At 71.9% G+C, this 13,803-nt stretch carries 11 protein-coding genes; 5 read left to right on the top strand and 6 right to left on the bottom strand.

Features of this window, described 5'->3' with window-relative positions; genetic code table 11:
- Positions 1 to 82 precede the first annotated feature (82 nt).
- The gene (locus tag ACWD4G_RS40785) at positions 83 to 853 is read right to left on the bottom strand and encodes a TIGR03943 family putative permease subunit (protein WP_451302910.1); all 771 of its coding nucleotides are present in this window, start codon (positions 851 to 853) and stop codon (positions 83 to 85) included.
- Complete coding sequence (locus ACWD4G_RS40780; RefSeq protein ID WP_451302908.1) at positions 850 to 1,881, bottom strand: permease; 1,032 nt, start codon at positions 1,879 to 1,881, stop codon at positions 850 to 852. The genes ACWD4G_RS40785 and ACWD4G_RS40780 overlap by 4 nt, the downstream gene beginning before the upstream one ends.
- Before the next feature lie 198 nt (positions 1,882 to 2,079).
- On the opposite strand from ACWD4G_RS40780, the gene rpmF reads away from it, so the two are divergent.
- Together rpmF and ACWD4G_RS40770 are read left to right on the top strand one after the other, a co-directional pair.
- Positions 2,080 to 2,250 (top strand): 50S ribosomal protein L32, encoded by a 171-nt coding sequence (gene rpmF, locus ACWD4G_RS40775; RefSeq protein WP_451302906.1) that lies wholly within the window; start codon positions 2,080 to 2,082, stop codon positions 2,248 to 2,250.
- Positions 2,251 to 2,254: 4 nt separating this feature from the next.
- The gene (locus ACWD4G_RS40770; protein WP_451302904.1) at positions 2,255 to 3,463 is read left to right on the top strand and encodes a GTP-binding protein; all 1,209 of its coding nucleotides are present in this window, start codon (positions 2,255 to 2,257) and stop codon (positions 3,461 to 3,463) included.
- A gap of 86 nt (positions 3,464 to 3,549) precedes the next feature.
- On the opposite strand, the gene ACWD4G_RS40765 is transcribed toward ACWD4G_RS40770, so the two are convergent.
- Entirely contained in the window at positions 3,550 to 5,592 is a 2,043-nt protein-coding gene (locus ACWD4G_RS40765; protein ID WP_451302975.1) for an NAD-binding protein, read from the bottom strand.
- 472 nt (positions 5,593 to 6,064) lie between these two features.
- Between ACWD4G_RS40765 and ACWD4G_RS40760 the strand changes: the two genes are divergently transcribed.
- Entirely contained in the window at positions 6,065 to 6,760 is a 696-nt protein-coding gene (locus ACWD4G_RS40760; RefSeq protein WP_451302902.1) for a hypothetical protein, read from the top strand.
- 426 nt (positions 6,761 to 7,186) lie between these two features.
- Positions 7,187 to 7,774 carry a sigma-70 family RNA polymerase sigma factor gene (locus ACWD4G_RS40755; RefSeq protein WP_451302900.1) on the top strand — a complete coding sequence of 196 codons (588 nt, stop codon included), beginning with the start codon at positions 7,187 to 7,189 and terminating at the stop codon, positions 7,772 to 7,774.
- 325 nt (positions 7,775 to 8,099) lie between these two features.
- Here ACWD4G_RS40755 and ACWD4G_RS40750 read toward each other — a convergent pair whose 3' ends face one another.
- Entirely contained in the window at positions 8,100 to 9,920 is a 1,821-nt protein-coding gene (locus ACWD4G_RS40750) for a S9 family peptidase (protein ID WP_451302898.1), read from the bottom strand.
- A 111-nt stretch (positions 9,921 to 10,031) separates the two neighbouring features.
- On the opposite strand from ACWD4G_RS40750, the gene ACWD4G_RS40745 reads away from it, so the two are divergent.
- A complete protein-coding gene (locus tag ACWD4G_RS40745; RefSeq protein ID WP_451302896.1) occupies positions 10,032 to 10,844 on the top strand; it encodes an SURF1 family protein in 813 nt (270 codons plus the stop codon).
- 131 nt (positions 10,845 to 10,975) lie between these two features.
- Here the strand turns inward: ACWD4G_RS40745 and ACWD4G_RS40740 are convergent, their stop codons facing one another.
- Positions 10,976 to 12,307: a hypothetical protein gene (locus tag ACWD4G_RS40740; protein ID WP_451302894.1), complete on the bottom strand. Its 1,332-nt coding sequence runs from the start codon at positions 12,305 to 12,307 to the stop codon at positions 10,976 to 10,978.
- 158 nt (positions 12,308 to 12,465) lie between these two features.
- Positions 12,466 to 13,071: a SigE family RNA polymerase sigma factor gene (locus ACWD4G_RS40735; RefSeq protein ID WP_451302892.1), complete on the bottom strand. Its 606-nt coding sequence runs from the start codon at positions 13,069 to 13,071 to the stop codon at positions 12,466 to 12,468.
- Positions 13,072 to 13,803 lie beyond the last annotated feature (732 nt).

The raw sequence follows: 13,803 nt of genomic DNA, 5'->3' as shown, positions 1-13,803 counted from the left end.
ACCCCTTCGGTCACGGCATGTACGACGTTGCGGGCGACGGTAACTGACGGACCGTCAGCTAGCCAGAGGGGTGCCGCTCCCGTCAGCCGTTCCAGGCCTCGTCGTACGGGTCCTCGGGGGCCTTGACCGGGCGGGTGGTGGTGACGGTCAGGTAGGGGACGGTGGTGCCGTTGAGGGGGTCCTTGGTGCGGGTCGGGGTGTAGGTGCCGGTGGCCTCGATCCAGGTGTCGGGCTGGAGGACCGTGGGGAGCCGGCCGGAGAGGGCGATCTTGACGGGCTGGGCGTCGGCGGCGCAGCAGTTGAGGGCCATGCGGACGAGGTACGGGTGGCCGGCGCCGTCCAGGGCGAGGAAGCCGGTGACCTTGAGCGGGCGGTCCGCGAGGCCCCGGCCCTTGTCGTAGACCGCGCGGCCCGCGTAGTCCGCGACGCTCAGGCGGAGGGGGCCCTCGGCGGGGAGTTCGGGGTAGCCCCAGGGCTGTTCCTGGAGGGCCGAGCCGGTGCGCATCGCCGTGTAGGAGCCGGCGGCGGGCGGGGCGACCAGGACCAGGGCGAGGAGGGGGAGCACCAGGAGCCAGGAGACCCGGGGTTCGTGGTGGGGAGGGGAGTCGTCCGAGTCGTGGTCCGGCTGGGGGGCGTCCGGTCCGTGGTGGGGGGCGTCGGACTGGGGGCGCCGGGTTGCGCGGCGTTCGTACCAGACCGTCGCCAGTGCCGCGGCTATCAGGACCACGCCCGCGCCTATCAACAGGGGGCGCAGGCCCGCCTTGACGTAGCGGAGGTAGAGGTCGGTGAAGCCGGCGTGGAGGAGGGCGCCGCCGGTGAGGAAGAGGAGGACGGTCTGGGCCTGGCGGTTCACAGGAGCACCGCCCCGACGAGGACCGACACCAGGATCGCGAGGGCGAACGTGGCGGGGGCGAAGCGGAGCGCGAACGCGCGGCCGAAGGTGGCGGTCTGCATGGCGAAGAGTTTCAGGTCGATCATCGGACCGACGACCAGGAAGGCCAGCCGGGAGGTCAGGGAGAACTGGGTGAGGGAGGCGGCGACGAACGCGTCCGCCTCCGAGCAGATGGAGAGGAGTACGGCGAGGACGGCCAGGGCGAGGACGGCGACGACGGGGTTGTCGGCGGCGGCGTTCAGCCAGCTCGCCGGGACCACCGCCTTGAGCGTGGCCGCCGCCATCGCGCCCACGACCAGGAAGCCGCCCGCGTGCATCACGTCGTGCCGCACCGAGCCCCAGAACGCGGCACCCTTGCCGAGCCCTTCGTAGGAGGGCCGCTCCGGCGGGCGCATCCACTCGCCCCGGCCGAGCCGTTGCCAGAGCCAGCCCATCGCGCACGCCACCAGCAGGCTCGCCACGAAACGGGCCAACACCATCTCCGGGTCGCCGGGGAAGGCCACGGCGGTAGCCGTCAGCACGATCGGGTTGATCGCGGGGGCCGAGAGGAGGAAGGCGAGGGCGGCGGCCGGGGTCACGCCCCGTCGTACCAGCGCGCCCGCCACCGGGACGGACGCGCATTCGCAGCCCGGCAGCACGACCCCGGCCATGCCCGCCGCGGGCACCGCCAGCGCGGGCCGTTTCGGCAGCGCCCTCGCGAAGAACGACGCCGGCACGAACACCGCGATCACCGCCGACAGCAGCACCCCGAGCACCAGGAACGGCAGCGCCTGGACGACCACCGCCACGAACACCGTCATCCAGCTCTGCGTCACGGGCGCGGCGAGCGCCCGCCGCAACGGGCCCTGCGCGACGAGCGCCAGGACCAGCAGCATGGTGAGCAGGAGAGGGGAGTTGAGCTGCCGGTCGGCGCGGGGAGGGGTTCCGGGTGGAGCGCCGGGCGAGGTCCTGGGCGGGTTCCCGGGCGGGGCTTCCTTGGAAATGGCCACGGGGGACGGTACCTCCGTACGGGTACGGCAGTGGTGCGCGGGCCGGTTCGGCCTCTCCTCCCAATACGGGGGCGCGGGCGCGGCTGCTCATCGGGGGCGAGAGGGGACGTGAGGGAGCGGGACCCTTTTCGTAATGGAATCCATTTTCATGTAGCGTGCGGGGCGTCGTCCGGTGCGTCGTCTATCGAGGAGAGCCCCATGGCCGTGCCCAAGCGGAAGATGTCCCGCAGCAACACCCGTCACCGTCGCGCCCAGTGGAAGGCGAGCACACCGCAGCTGGTGCCGTTCACGGTCGACGGCGCCACGTATCTCGTACCGCAGCGGCTGCTGAAGGCGTACGAGCGCGGGCTGATCCACCCCGAGGGCTGAGGCCATGACGACCGTGACCGTGACGCACGACCGCCCCGGCGCCGGAGGCCGACGCCGGTTGCCCGTCACCGTGCTGTCCGGCTTCCTCGGCGCGGGCAAGACCACCCTGCTCAACCATGTCCTCGGCAACCGCGAGGGGCTGCGGGTCGCGGTCATCGTCAACGACATGAGCGAGGTCAACATCGACGCGGCGCTGGTGCGCGGCGGCGAGGCGGCGCTGTCGCGCACGGAGGAGCGGCTGGTCGAGATGACCAACGGCTGCATCTGCTGCACCCTGCGCGACGATCTGCTGGAGGAGGTGGACCGGCTGGCCCGCGAGGGGCGTTTCGATCATCTGCTCATCGAAAGCTCCGGGATCTCGGAACCGCTGCCCGTCGCCGCGACCTTCTCCTTCGCCCGCGACGACGGGGCCACCCTCGGCGACCTCGCCCGGCTCGACACCATGGTGACCGTCGTCGACGCCGCGAACTTCCTGCCGGAGTTGGAGAGTGGCGACGAACTCGTCGGTCGCGGCCTCGATCAGTACGAGGACGACGAGCGCACCGTCAGCGATCTGCTCATCGACCAGATCGAGTTCGCCGACGTCATCGTCCTGAACAAGCTCGACCTCGTGGACGCGGCCGCCGCCGAGCGGCTGTCCGCCGCGCTGAGCCGTCTCAACCCGGCCGCGCGTCTCGTCCCGGCCCGTCATGGGCGGGTGCCGGTGGCGGAGGTCCTGAACACCGGGCTGTTCGACCTCGATCGGGCCCAGCAGGCGCCGGGGTGGGTGCGGGAGCTCAACGGGGACCATGTTCCCGAGACCGAGGAGTACGGGATCTCGTCGGCCGTCTTCCGTGCCGAGCGGCCCTTCCATCCCGGTCGGCTGTGGGCCTTTGTCACCGAGCGGCTGGACAGTGGTGACTTCGGGCAGGTGCTGCGTTCGAAGGGGTTCTTCACGCTGGCCAGTCGGCCGGATGTGGTCGGGCTGTGGTCGCAGGCCGGGTCCGTGGCGCGGTTCGAGCCGGCGGCCGCGCGGGACGACGAGGCGGCGTACGCACAGGAGTTGGTGTTCATCGGGGTCGGGTTGCGGGGGGATGAGCTGCGCTCGGCGTTGGAGGGGTGTTTGGTGCGGGAGGGGGACGGATCGTTCTCGGGTGTCGATCCGTTTCCGTCGTGGGGTGCGTATGGGGTTGACGGGAGTTGTGAGCACGAGGTTGTTGAGATGGGCGCCTGATAGCTCGGGGGGTTCGGTGTTCGGGCGGCCGCGGGTTGGATGTGGTTGCTCGCGCAGTTCCCCGCGCCCCTTTGGTGTGCCAGGGGTTACGAAGTTGCCCCCTCCCTTGCTCTGCGGCCCAGTAGTTCTGCCAGGCCCCGTCTCGTTGCCGCCAGTACGACTCTGTCCTCGGCTCGGAGGACGTACGTCGGGGGGAGGTCCCAGACCAGGCCCTCGCCCGGGGCCCAGGTTTCGGGGTCGGTGGGGTCGGAGGCGGTCGTGTCCAGGGCCAGGACTCGCCAGACTCCCGGGCGGAACGTCTCTGCCACCGTGCGGCCCTCCAGTCTGGGGTGGCCGCGTACCTCTAGGGCCGCGAAGAGCAGGACCCGGCGTTCGACCGGGATCGCCCCCAGGATCTGGCGGCCCATCATCGCCCCGGCGAAGGCGGGCGCGGCGAGGTGGGTGACGCTGCGGCTGCGGGTGAGGGCGTTCGGGTGGGCGGCGCGGAGGGTGCGGTAGACGGCGGTGGCGAAGTCGTCGTCGTAGAGGCGGAGCACGACGCGTAGATCGGGGCGTACCGAACGCGCGTACAGGCCCGCCTCCAGGTTCGTCGTGTCGGAGCTGGTGACGGCGAGGAGGGCGTTGGCGCGGTGGATCTTGGCCGCCTCCAGGACGCCCTCCTGGGTGACATCGCCGAGGACCACCGGTACGCGTAGCCGCCGTGCCTCCGCGAGCCCGCGTGCCTCGGGGTCGGCCTCCACGCACACCACCGGGATGTGCAGTTCGCGCAGCCGGGCGAGGACACGGGTGCCGATCTTGCCGAGGCCGAGGAGGACGACGTGGTCGGAGAGTCCGCGTGGGGGTCTGCGCAGGGCGGTTCCGCTGCGGAAGGTGCCGAGCGCCTCCAGTACGGCGGCCAGCAGGACCGGCAGCAACAGCAACCCCATGAGCCCGGAGAGGAGTTGGAGGACCTTCCTCGGTTCGCTGCCCTCGGTCGCCGGGTCGTTGATGGCGAAGAGGTCGAGGAGGGTGACGTAGGTCGCCCGCAGCGGATGTTCGCCGGTGACCACCATCTGGGCCACGGCGAGGGCGAACACACAGGCCAGCAGGCCCGCGAGCGACCAGCGCAGCCGCCGGGAGAACAGTGATCGGAAGGAGCCGAGCAGGCCCAGGGCGCCGAAGGGGCCCAGTGGGCCGAGGGAGTTCCTGCTTCTTCCCCGGCTCGGTGGGTCGGCGGGGCCCGCGTAGCGCACGGTGTCCAGGACGACGGTTCCGCGTCCGGCGGCCTCGGCCACCGCCCGTTCGTCCGGGAGGAGTCGGGGGCCGCGTTCCCCGCTGCTCTCCGAACCGTCCGCTCCGGCCGGGTCGTTGGTGGTCGCCGACAGCAGCGCGAGGGTGCACAGGCCGGGGCCGCCCGTGCTCCGGTCGGTCTGTCCGGGCAGCCGTTCCACGGCCCTCAGCATCAGGCCGTCCGTCTGTACGACCTTGGAGGTACCCGCGACCGCGGTGGCGGCCAGCGCGGGGGCGGCGGTGTCGGCGTCGGAGAGGACGGTGGTGGAGGCGCCGAGTCCGTCCACTCCGCCGTCGATACCGACTCCGCCGATCCCCTCGCCGGTGCCGCCGGTGGCCAACGCCGAGGCCTGGTCGAGGAGTTCCTCGATGTGCTGGCCCAGGCGGCGGTTGTAGAGGCGGAGGACCAGCCGCAGTCGGGGGTTGAGCCGGCGGGCGGTGAGGGCGGCGCGGATGTTGGTCTCGTCGTCGTCATAGACCAGCGCCAGCGCGGCGGCACGCTCCACACCGGCCTCGGCGAGCACGTCCTCGGTGGCCTCACCGGCTTCCAGGAGTCGCTCACCCGCTTGGGCGCGTGCGCCCCGGTCGCCGCCGGCTCCGCCGCTCCTCCTGTCCCCGGGCGTCGCCCTGTCCCCGGCCGCCGTCCTGTCCCCGGGCGTCGCATCACCGTTGCCCGCAGCCCGGTTGACGACTGCGGAGACCCGGTCGAAGAGGGCCGCGGCGGCCCTGGCCCGGCCCACCACCGGCCGCTGGGCGACCGTCACCGTGGGCGGTACGACCAGGGTCACCTGCTCTCCGTACACATGCCGCAGTTCGGCGGAGAGGCGGTGCGCCAGCCCGTCGTCACCGCAGACGACCATGTGGGCGCCGGAACGGGGGCCACTGCCGGTGCCGGGGGCAGAGCCGGAGCCGGGGCGCGGGCCGGGGTCGGCCGTCGCGTCGCCCGATCTGCGGGGGCCGCCCAGGCCGAGACGTGCCCCGGGAGTGACCGGGCCGGTGGGACCGGCGGGACGGGCGGGACCGGCGGGACGGGCCGGGCTCTCCGGAGCGCTCGAACTGGCCTCGCCGGTCTGGCCGTTCTGATTGCTCCGGTCGTCCCGGTCGTTCCGGCTGTTCTCGTTGTTCCGGCCGCTCCGGTCGTCCCGGCTGTTCTGGTCGTTGTGCTGCGATGGGCTCCCCACGAGTCAGAAGACTGCCTCACGAAGATGGCCGGTTCCTTCGTGATCCGGATCACAGTTGACGGTGTGAGTGCGACGAGGGGTGGACATCCGTACTCATGAGGGACGGAGGGACGGGGAGTCGGCCGGTGTCCGGACGCGAGGATGGGGCGCCATGATCGCAGGGTGGTGTTCACGCACCGTACGGGCCGCGATGTTCGCGGCTGTCTGTGTGCTGCTCGCCGCGCTGGGGCACGTGCTCATGTCCGGCGACCATGTCCCGTGGTGGGCCCTGGCGACCGGGGCCGTCCTCACCGGAGCCGTCGGCTGGTCCCTGGCCGGCCGTGAACGCGGTCTGCCGCTCATCGTCTCCGTCGTGGTCGCCGCCCAGACGGCACTGCACGCGGGGTTCTCCTGGGCCCAGCCGACGGGTGTGCCGGGCGCGTTGGGGTCGATGGGCGCTTCGTCCGTGGGCGCTTCGGGGTCCGCGGGCGCTTCCGGGGCGATCGGGCACATGAGTCATGTGGGGCACGCCGACCACGTCGTCCCCGATCTCCTGGGCGGTTCGCCCGCGTTCGCCTCGCTGGCCTCCTCCTCGTCCGGCATGATCGCCGCGCATCTGCTGGCCGCGCTGCTGTGCGGGCTGTGGCTGGCCCATGGGGAACGGGCGCTCTTCGGTCTGCTGCGGGCCACGGCCGGTTGGCTGGCCGCACCGCTCCGGCTGATGTTCGCCCTGCCCGCCCCGCCCCGCCGGCCCCGGCCGCGCGTACGCCGACGCCGTTCCGACCGCTGCTCACTGCGGCGGCTTCTCCTAGTCCACGCAATCACCCTTCGAGGGCCACCCACAGGAACCGCTGTCATCTTCGACTGACGACAGCCGGTGCCCCGAGGCGGCGGAACTCCGCGAGCGCGCGTAGCCGTGTGACCGCTCCTCCGCCTCAGCCTCGGGCTTCGGTCGTACGCCGTCTCCGCGCTCGCGTTCCCGTACTCACGCACTTACGCACTCACGCTCGCGCGGCAGCCGTACGGCCGCCCTTTCCCACCGGACCGTCGACCGGCCCGATCCGGCCCGGTCCGTGTTGCCGCAGGTCTGCGTACGCAGTGCCTGTGCGGCCACGGCTCCGTGCGCACGCTCGGTCCGTCGGTGGTTCGGCTCCCGGATGACCCAGAAGGACACCAGGTGATCACCCCTACAACGTCGGCGCCGACCTCGCCTTCGCCGTCCGCCGCGCCCTCACCGTCCGCCGCGCCTTCGCCCTCGGCCTCGGTAGCGCCGACGCCCTCGGTAGCGCCGTCCGTGTCGGTCGATGACTCCATCACCGCCTGGGCGCTCGCCGCACGCGGCGGTGACAGCGAGGCCGTCGAACGGTTCGTCGGCGCGCTCCACCGTGATGTGCGGCGGTTCGTCGCCCATCTCTGCGCCGATCCGCAGGCCGTCGACGATCTGGCCCAGGACACGTTTCTGCGGGCGCTCGGGAGTCTGCATCGGTTCGAGGGCCGTTGTTCCGCGCGTACGTGGTTACTGTCCATCGCGCGGCGGGCGGTGAGTGACAGTTTTCGGTATGCGGCGGTGCGGCCGAGGGCGGCGGATGTGGCCGACTGGAGGGTGGCCGTGGAGCGGGCGCAGCCTCGGGGGGTGCCGGGGTTCGATGACGGGATCGCGTTGGTGGATCTGTTGGGGGTGTTGCCGGAGGAGCGGCGGGAGGCGTTTGTGCTGACGCAGGTGTGGGGGGTGTCGTATGAGGATGCGGCTCGGGTGTTCGCGTGTCCTGTGGGGACTGTGCGGTCTCGGGTGGCTCGGGCTCGGGCGGCGTTGATGGAGATGGTGGTGGCCAGTGAAGGGGGGTTGGGGGGTCGGGAGGCGTCTGGGTTGGTGGCGGTCTGATTCAGGGTTTCTCGCCCCCGCCGCCCCTACCCGTCCCATCCCCAGGGGCGGTGCCCCCTTCGACCCCCGTCTGGGGCTGCGCCCCTGGCCCCCCGCCCAATAGCTCGGAGATCAAGGACGGTTGGCGGGTGCGGGATCGTTGGGGCTTGTCGCGCCCACGCGGCGGAGCCGCAAATCGACACAGCCCCGCGCCCCTTTTTTCGGGCTTCGCCCTCAAAAAAAATCGGGGTTCGCCCTTGGGACAAGGGGCGCGGGGAGCTGTGCCAGCGGGCGCGGCGGGTCCGTAGTTGGCGCAGCCGCGTAGCCGCCCCCAGGAGTCGGCCCCCTAACCCAGGTGTCGCTGTGCGAACGACAGTTCCAGTCGGAGTTGTTTGATGCGTTCGTCCACCACCAGGGAGCCGTGGCCGGCGTCGTAGCGGTAGACCTCGTGGGTGGCTGAGCGGGCGGCGAGGCGGTCGACGTAGTTGTCGATCTGGCGGATGGGGCAGCGAGGGTCGTTGACTCCGGCGGAGATGTACACCGGGGACTTCACCGCGTCCACGTACGTCAGGGGGGACGACGCCTCGAAGCGTTCGGGGACCTCCTCCGGGGTGCCGCCGAGGAGGGTGCGGTCCATCGCCTTGAGCGCTTCCATCTCGTCGTGGTACGCCGTGACGTAGTCGGCCACCGGGACGGCGGCGATACCGAGGGTCCAGGCGTCCGGCTCGACGCCGAGGCCCAGGAGGGTGAGGTAGCCGCCCCAGGAACCGCCGGTGAGGATCAGTCGGGCCGGGTCGGCGAAACCGGTGCTCACCGCCCACTCCCGTACCGCCGCGATGTCCTCCAACTCGATCAGGCCGACGCGGTGCTTGAGCGCGTCCGTCCAGGCCCGCCCGTAGCCCGTCGAGCCCCGGTAGTTGATGCGGATCACCGCGTAACCGTGGTCAAGCCAGGCCGCCGGGCCCGCCGCGAAGGCGTCGCTGTCGTGCCAGGTCGGGCCGCCGTGGATGTCGAACACGGTGGGGTACGGGCCCACGACGCCCGGCGGGCGCTGGACCAGGGCGTGGACCCGGCCGCCGGGGCTCTCCACCCATACGTCCTCCACCGGGACCGAACCCGGGCTCTTCATCCCCGGAGGGTCCAAAACCACCTCGCCGGTCGTGGAGCGGACGACCGGCGGCTCGGCGGCCGACGACCACAGGTACTCCACGCTGCCGTCGGGGCGGGCCGTCGCCCCCGAGACCGTGCCTCTCGGCGTCTCCACGCGCTCCAGACGGCGGGTGGCCAGCTCATAGCGCCACAGCTCGCTGCGGGCCTCGAAGCTGTGGGCGACCAGCAGGGCGGAGCCGTCCGGATACCACTCGGCGCTCAGGTCGCCCTCCAGCTGGGCGGCCAGGCCCAGATCGGTTTCCTCCCCGGAGGCCACGTCCCAGACCATCGGCTCCCAACGGCCGCTGCGCTGATGCCCGATGAGCAGCCGGGTGTCCCCGTCGACCGGGGCGAAGCCCATGACCTCCAGGCCCAGCTCGACCGTGCCGCCCTTGGTGTCGTCCAGTTCGGCGACCGCCGTACCGTCCTCTCGGACCACGCGCAGCGCCGAGTGCATCGCGTCGCCGTGCTCGGTGTGCTCGATCGCGATCAGTGTGCCGTCGTGCGAGAGGTCGCCCACCCCGGCCGACTCACGGTGGCGGTAGATCTCGGCCGGAGGTGCGCCCGGCCGGGACACATGGATCGTCGAGCCGTCCTCGTCCGTCGAGCGGCCGACGATCGCCACACCACCGGTCCGGGCAATCGCCAGGCCCGCCGGGTACGACGGGTCGAGGCCCGGTGTCGCCTCCTCGTCGGGGCCGCCGTGGAAGGGCTGGCGGCGCCACACACCGAACTCGTCGCCGTCCTTGTCGTCGAACCACCAGATCCACTCGCCGTCCGGCGAGAGCACACCGTCCGTCGTACCGTTGGCCCGGTCCGTCACCTGGCGCTGCTCACCGGTCCCCCGGTCCCACGCGTACAGCTCGTACGTCCCCGTCGCGTTGGAGACGAACAGCGAGCGGTGCGGCGCGTCCTCCGCCCAGTCGGGCAGGGACACCCTCGGCGCCCGGAACCTCTTCTCCCAGTCGGGCATCTGCCCGCTCTGCTCCTGCGGGGTGGACCCGTTGCTCTCAGTCATGGCCCCATACTGCCCCGCCCGCCCGACAATCCGCTCCCGAGGCCCCCAGCCTGTGGATAACTTCCGACCCCGCGGCCGGGCCGCCGACTCGGGCACCGTACGGTGGAAGGCGTGTACCGGTTTCTGCTGACGCCCCGTTGGTGGGGGATCAACGTCTTCGTGCTGCTCGCCATCCCCTTCTGTGTGTTCATGGGGTCGTGGCAGCTGAGCCGGTTCGAGGACCGGATCGCGGACCATCGCGCGGCGACCGAGCGGATCGATCCGGCCGACCGCGCCCCGGCCCGGCCGCTGAACGCGCTGCTGCCGGTCGACAAGGAGACCTCCGGCGAGTCGGCCACGGTGAGCGGCCGGTACGGCGAACAGCTCCTCGTGCCGAACCGGAAGCTGGACGACCGGAACGGCTTCTACGTACTGACGCTGCTGCGCACCGACGACGGCCGCTCCCTGCCGGTGGTGCGGGGCTGGCTGCCCGGCACCGCCGACCCCGACAGGGCGCCGGCCGCGCCGACCGGCGAGGTCACGGTGACCGGCGCGCTGCAGGCCTCCGAGACACCCGGGACGAACGGGGTGGAGGTTCAGGGTGGTCTCCCGGCCGGGCAGACCGGGGCGATCAGTGCGGCGGCGCTGGTGAATCTGGTGCCGGACAAGCTGTACGACGCGTGGATCACCCTCGACAAGGCGGACTCCGGGATGAAGGCGGTGCCCGCCACCGCGCCCCAGGGCACCGGCCTCGACCTCAAGGCCTTCCAGAACCTCGGCTACACCGGCGAGTGGTTCGTCTTCGCCGGCTTCGTCGTCTTCATGTGGTTCCGCCTCCTCCGCCGAGAGGTGGAGTTCGTCCGGGACGAGGAGCTGGGCTTGGTCCTCGACACGGACGAGGCGGCGACTGGGCCACAGCCCCTTGAAGGGGCGAAGCCCCGATAAGGGGCGCGGGGCTGTGTCGATTTGCGGCTCCGCCGCGTGGGCGCGACAAGCCAACAACGAACCCGCGCCCGCCGAACCTCCCCAGGCCCCGAGCTACTGGGCGAACCGGGGGCCAGCGGGTTCCAGCGGGGTCAAGACGTCGCCAGCAACCCCGTCCGATACACCGTCCCCGCACACGCGTTGCTCACCGTCGCCGTGACCGTCGCCACCCCGCCCTCGACGGTGTGGGAGACCAGCACGCTGCCGTCGGCGACGCCGTCCTCCGTGAGGAGTTGGGTGGTCGCCGAGTTGGTGGTGCTGCCCTCGGTCGTGGTGGTGCCGGAGGTCGTTCCCTCCTCCTCCGTGGGCGTCGGGTCCGGAGTCGGCTCCTCACCGCCCGTGGTGCCACCCGTCGGGTCGCTGACGGTGGGGCAGGTCTCCGACGGCACCCACGCGAACTGCACCTCGTACGACGCCCCCGGCGCCAGCACCAGTTCGGCGGGCGACAGCGACGGGTCGGGCAGCCCGGTGGCCACGTCGCCCGCGACATGGTCCGCCGTGGTGATCTTGGCCGGGTCCGCGGCGCCCTGCGGCGTCGTGAGCACACCGCCCGCGCCGGCGACCAGACAGCTGTCGCCGGAGACGTTGGACACGCGGAAGGTGCCGTAGACGGCGCCCACGGAGTCGGGGGAACCCGTGCTTCCGCTGCCGCTGAGCTGGGCGGACGTACAGGCCGGGATGCTCTCGGTCGCGGGCGTCGTCTCGGTGCCGCCGCTCCCGGAACCGCTGCTCTGGCCCTTGCCCTCGTCGTCCTTGTCCTTGGTGCCGCCCTTGCCGGACTCCGCGGCACCGCCGGAGGAGCCGCCCGAGGAACCGCTCTGACCGGACTCCGGCTTGGCGTCTCCCGAACCGCCCTGGGTCTGCGAGCCGTTGCCGACGGCTGAGGGGTTGATCTCGGAGCCGGTGGAGTTGGAGACATGGACGAGGGCCGGGATCGCGGTGCCGATGAACAGCGCGGCCGCCGCCATGCCGACCACGGCCTGACGCTTGCGCGCCCGCCGGGCCGGTACCGCGCGCCGCAGATGCTCCAGCGTCCCGTCGCGCGGTTCGATCTCCGCGACCGCCTGGTGCAGCAGATTCCGCAGCACCAGTTCGTCGGCGTCGCTCCCGCCGAGGGCCGGCGACGCATCGCCTGTCGGCACCGAACCGCTCGGCGCGTGGCCGCCCGACCCGTGATCGTCCAACCCATGACCGTTCAGCCCGTGGCCGCCCGGCCCGTGGCCGCCCGACCCATGGCCGTTCAGCCCGCCGCCGTCCGGCCCGCCGCCGTCCGGTCCCTGAGCGGGCGCCCCCCGGCCGTAGGCGGTGCTCATCCCCTCCGACCGCGGGGCGTCCTGGCCCGGCTCGTCCGGAGTGCGGCCTTCGAGATCCTGGCCCTTGGTCTGGCCCTTGGTGGGGCCTTGTTCTTCGGGGCCGTGATTCACAGTTCCGTTCCCAGCATGCGATGGCGATTCTTCGTGCTTGTCGGGGCCGCGCCCCCCGACGCGCTCGTCGTCCCGGCGTCCCCAGGAGGCCCGCCGACGGGCGCCGAGCTCATCGTGCTCGTCGCGCCTGTCGGGTCCGTCGTCCCTGGCCTTCCCCCTCATGCCGGCGCCTCCATGGCGACGCGCAGCGCCGCGATGCCTCGGGAGCCGTACGCCTTGACCGAGCCCAGCGATATGCCGAGCGTCTCGGCCACCTGGGCCTCGGTCATGTCCGCGAAGTAGCGCAGCACCAGGACCTCGCGCTGCCGACGCTGGAGTCCCTTCATCGCCTTGATGAGGGAGTCGCGCTCCAACTGGTCGTACGCGCCCTCCTCCGCGCTCGCCATGTCGGGCATCGGCTTGGACAGCAGCTTCAGGCCGAGGATGCGGCGGCGCAGGGCGGAGCGCGAGAGGTTCACGACCGTCTGGCGCAGATAGGCGAGGGTCTTCTCCGGGTCGCGGACGCGCTTGCGCGCCGAGTGGACGCGGATGAACGCCTCCTGGACGACGTCCTCGCAGGAGGCGGTGTCATCGAGGAGGAGGGCCGCGAGGCCGAGGAGGGAGCGGTAGTGGGCGCGGTACGTCTCGGTGAGATGGTCGACCGTCGTACCGGAGGCGGGCACCGTCGAGGTGTCCTCCGCGCCGTCGCGCTGACTGGGTATGCGGGTGGGCCGCGCCGCGGGCATGGGCGCGATCACCGGCATGCCGCCGGGCGGACCGGGCATGCGGGGACGTCGGGGTGGACGCAGGGCGGTGCCCCTCGTCTGTACCGCGGTGAAGTCGAGTACCTCTGCCACGCCTGTTGGACCCGTGTCCCCCCGTGGGGGTTGTACGGGACGGGCATCACTTTTGCGTCAGACCGAGCACGTGTTTGTACGCCAACCACCCCGTGTGTTCGTACGGCACACACCCCACCGGTGGGTACGGCGGGCGTGGCGGTCGGGGCGCTTGGCACACCCGTCTGCACGACCGACCGAACACCGGACAGCGCGTCGAACGCCCTCATGCGTACCAGCTCTTCCCCTATGCCCCGAGTGTGCGGCGCCCAGCCCCGCCGAAGGGCGCCCGTGAAAGACGCTCCCCGTCCGCCGCGCGGTTGCGGCGGACGGGGAGGGAAATCCTCGAATTCTCCGGGAGGCCTGAATCAACCCGGAGAGCGCGTGGTGGAACGGCCGGAAAGGCTTCGTCCGGTGAACCGCCGACCCGAAGAACTTACACGCCACCACCGACAACGGCACACAGCGAACCAAAAGCCGACACTCACACACGCGAAGAGTGCACCGAGAGCCAACGGAGACTGCCCCTGGGGTGGGTTGCGGTCCGAGGGCGCCTGCGGGTGGGGGTGGTTCGCCTACGGGTGGTGGGTGGGTCGGGGCCGGGCCGGTGTGTCAGTCCGTCGCAGGCGGACGTACTGCTCGGGGGTTGGATGGCGTGAACTTTGCTGAGCCGGCTGTACG

This window comes from Streptomyces sp. NPDC002643, assembly GCF_053592555.1.
Note: the sequence above shows the minus strand (reverse complement) of the source record. Positions and strands in the feature narration are given on the sequence as shown.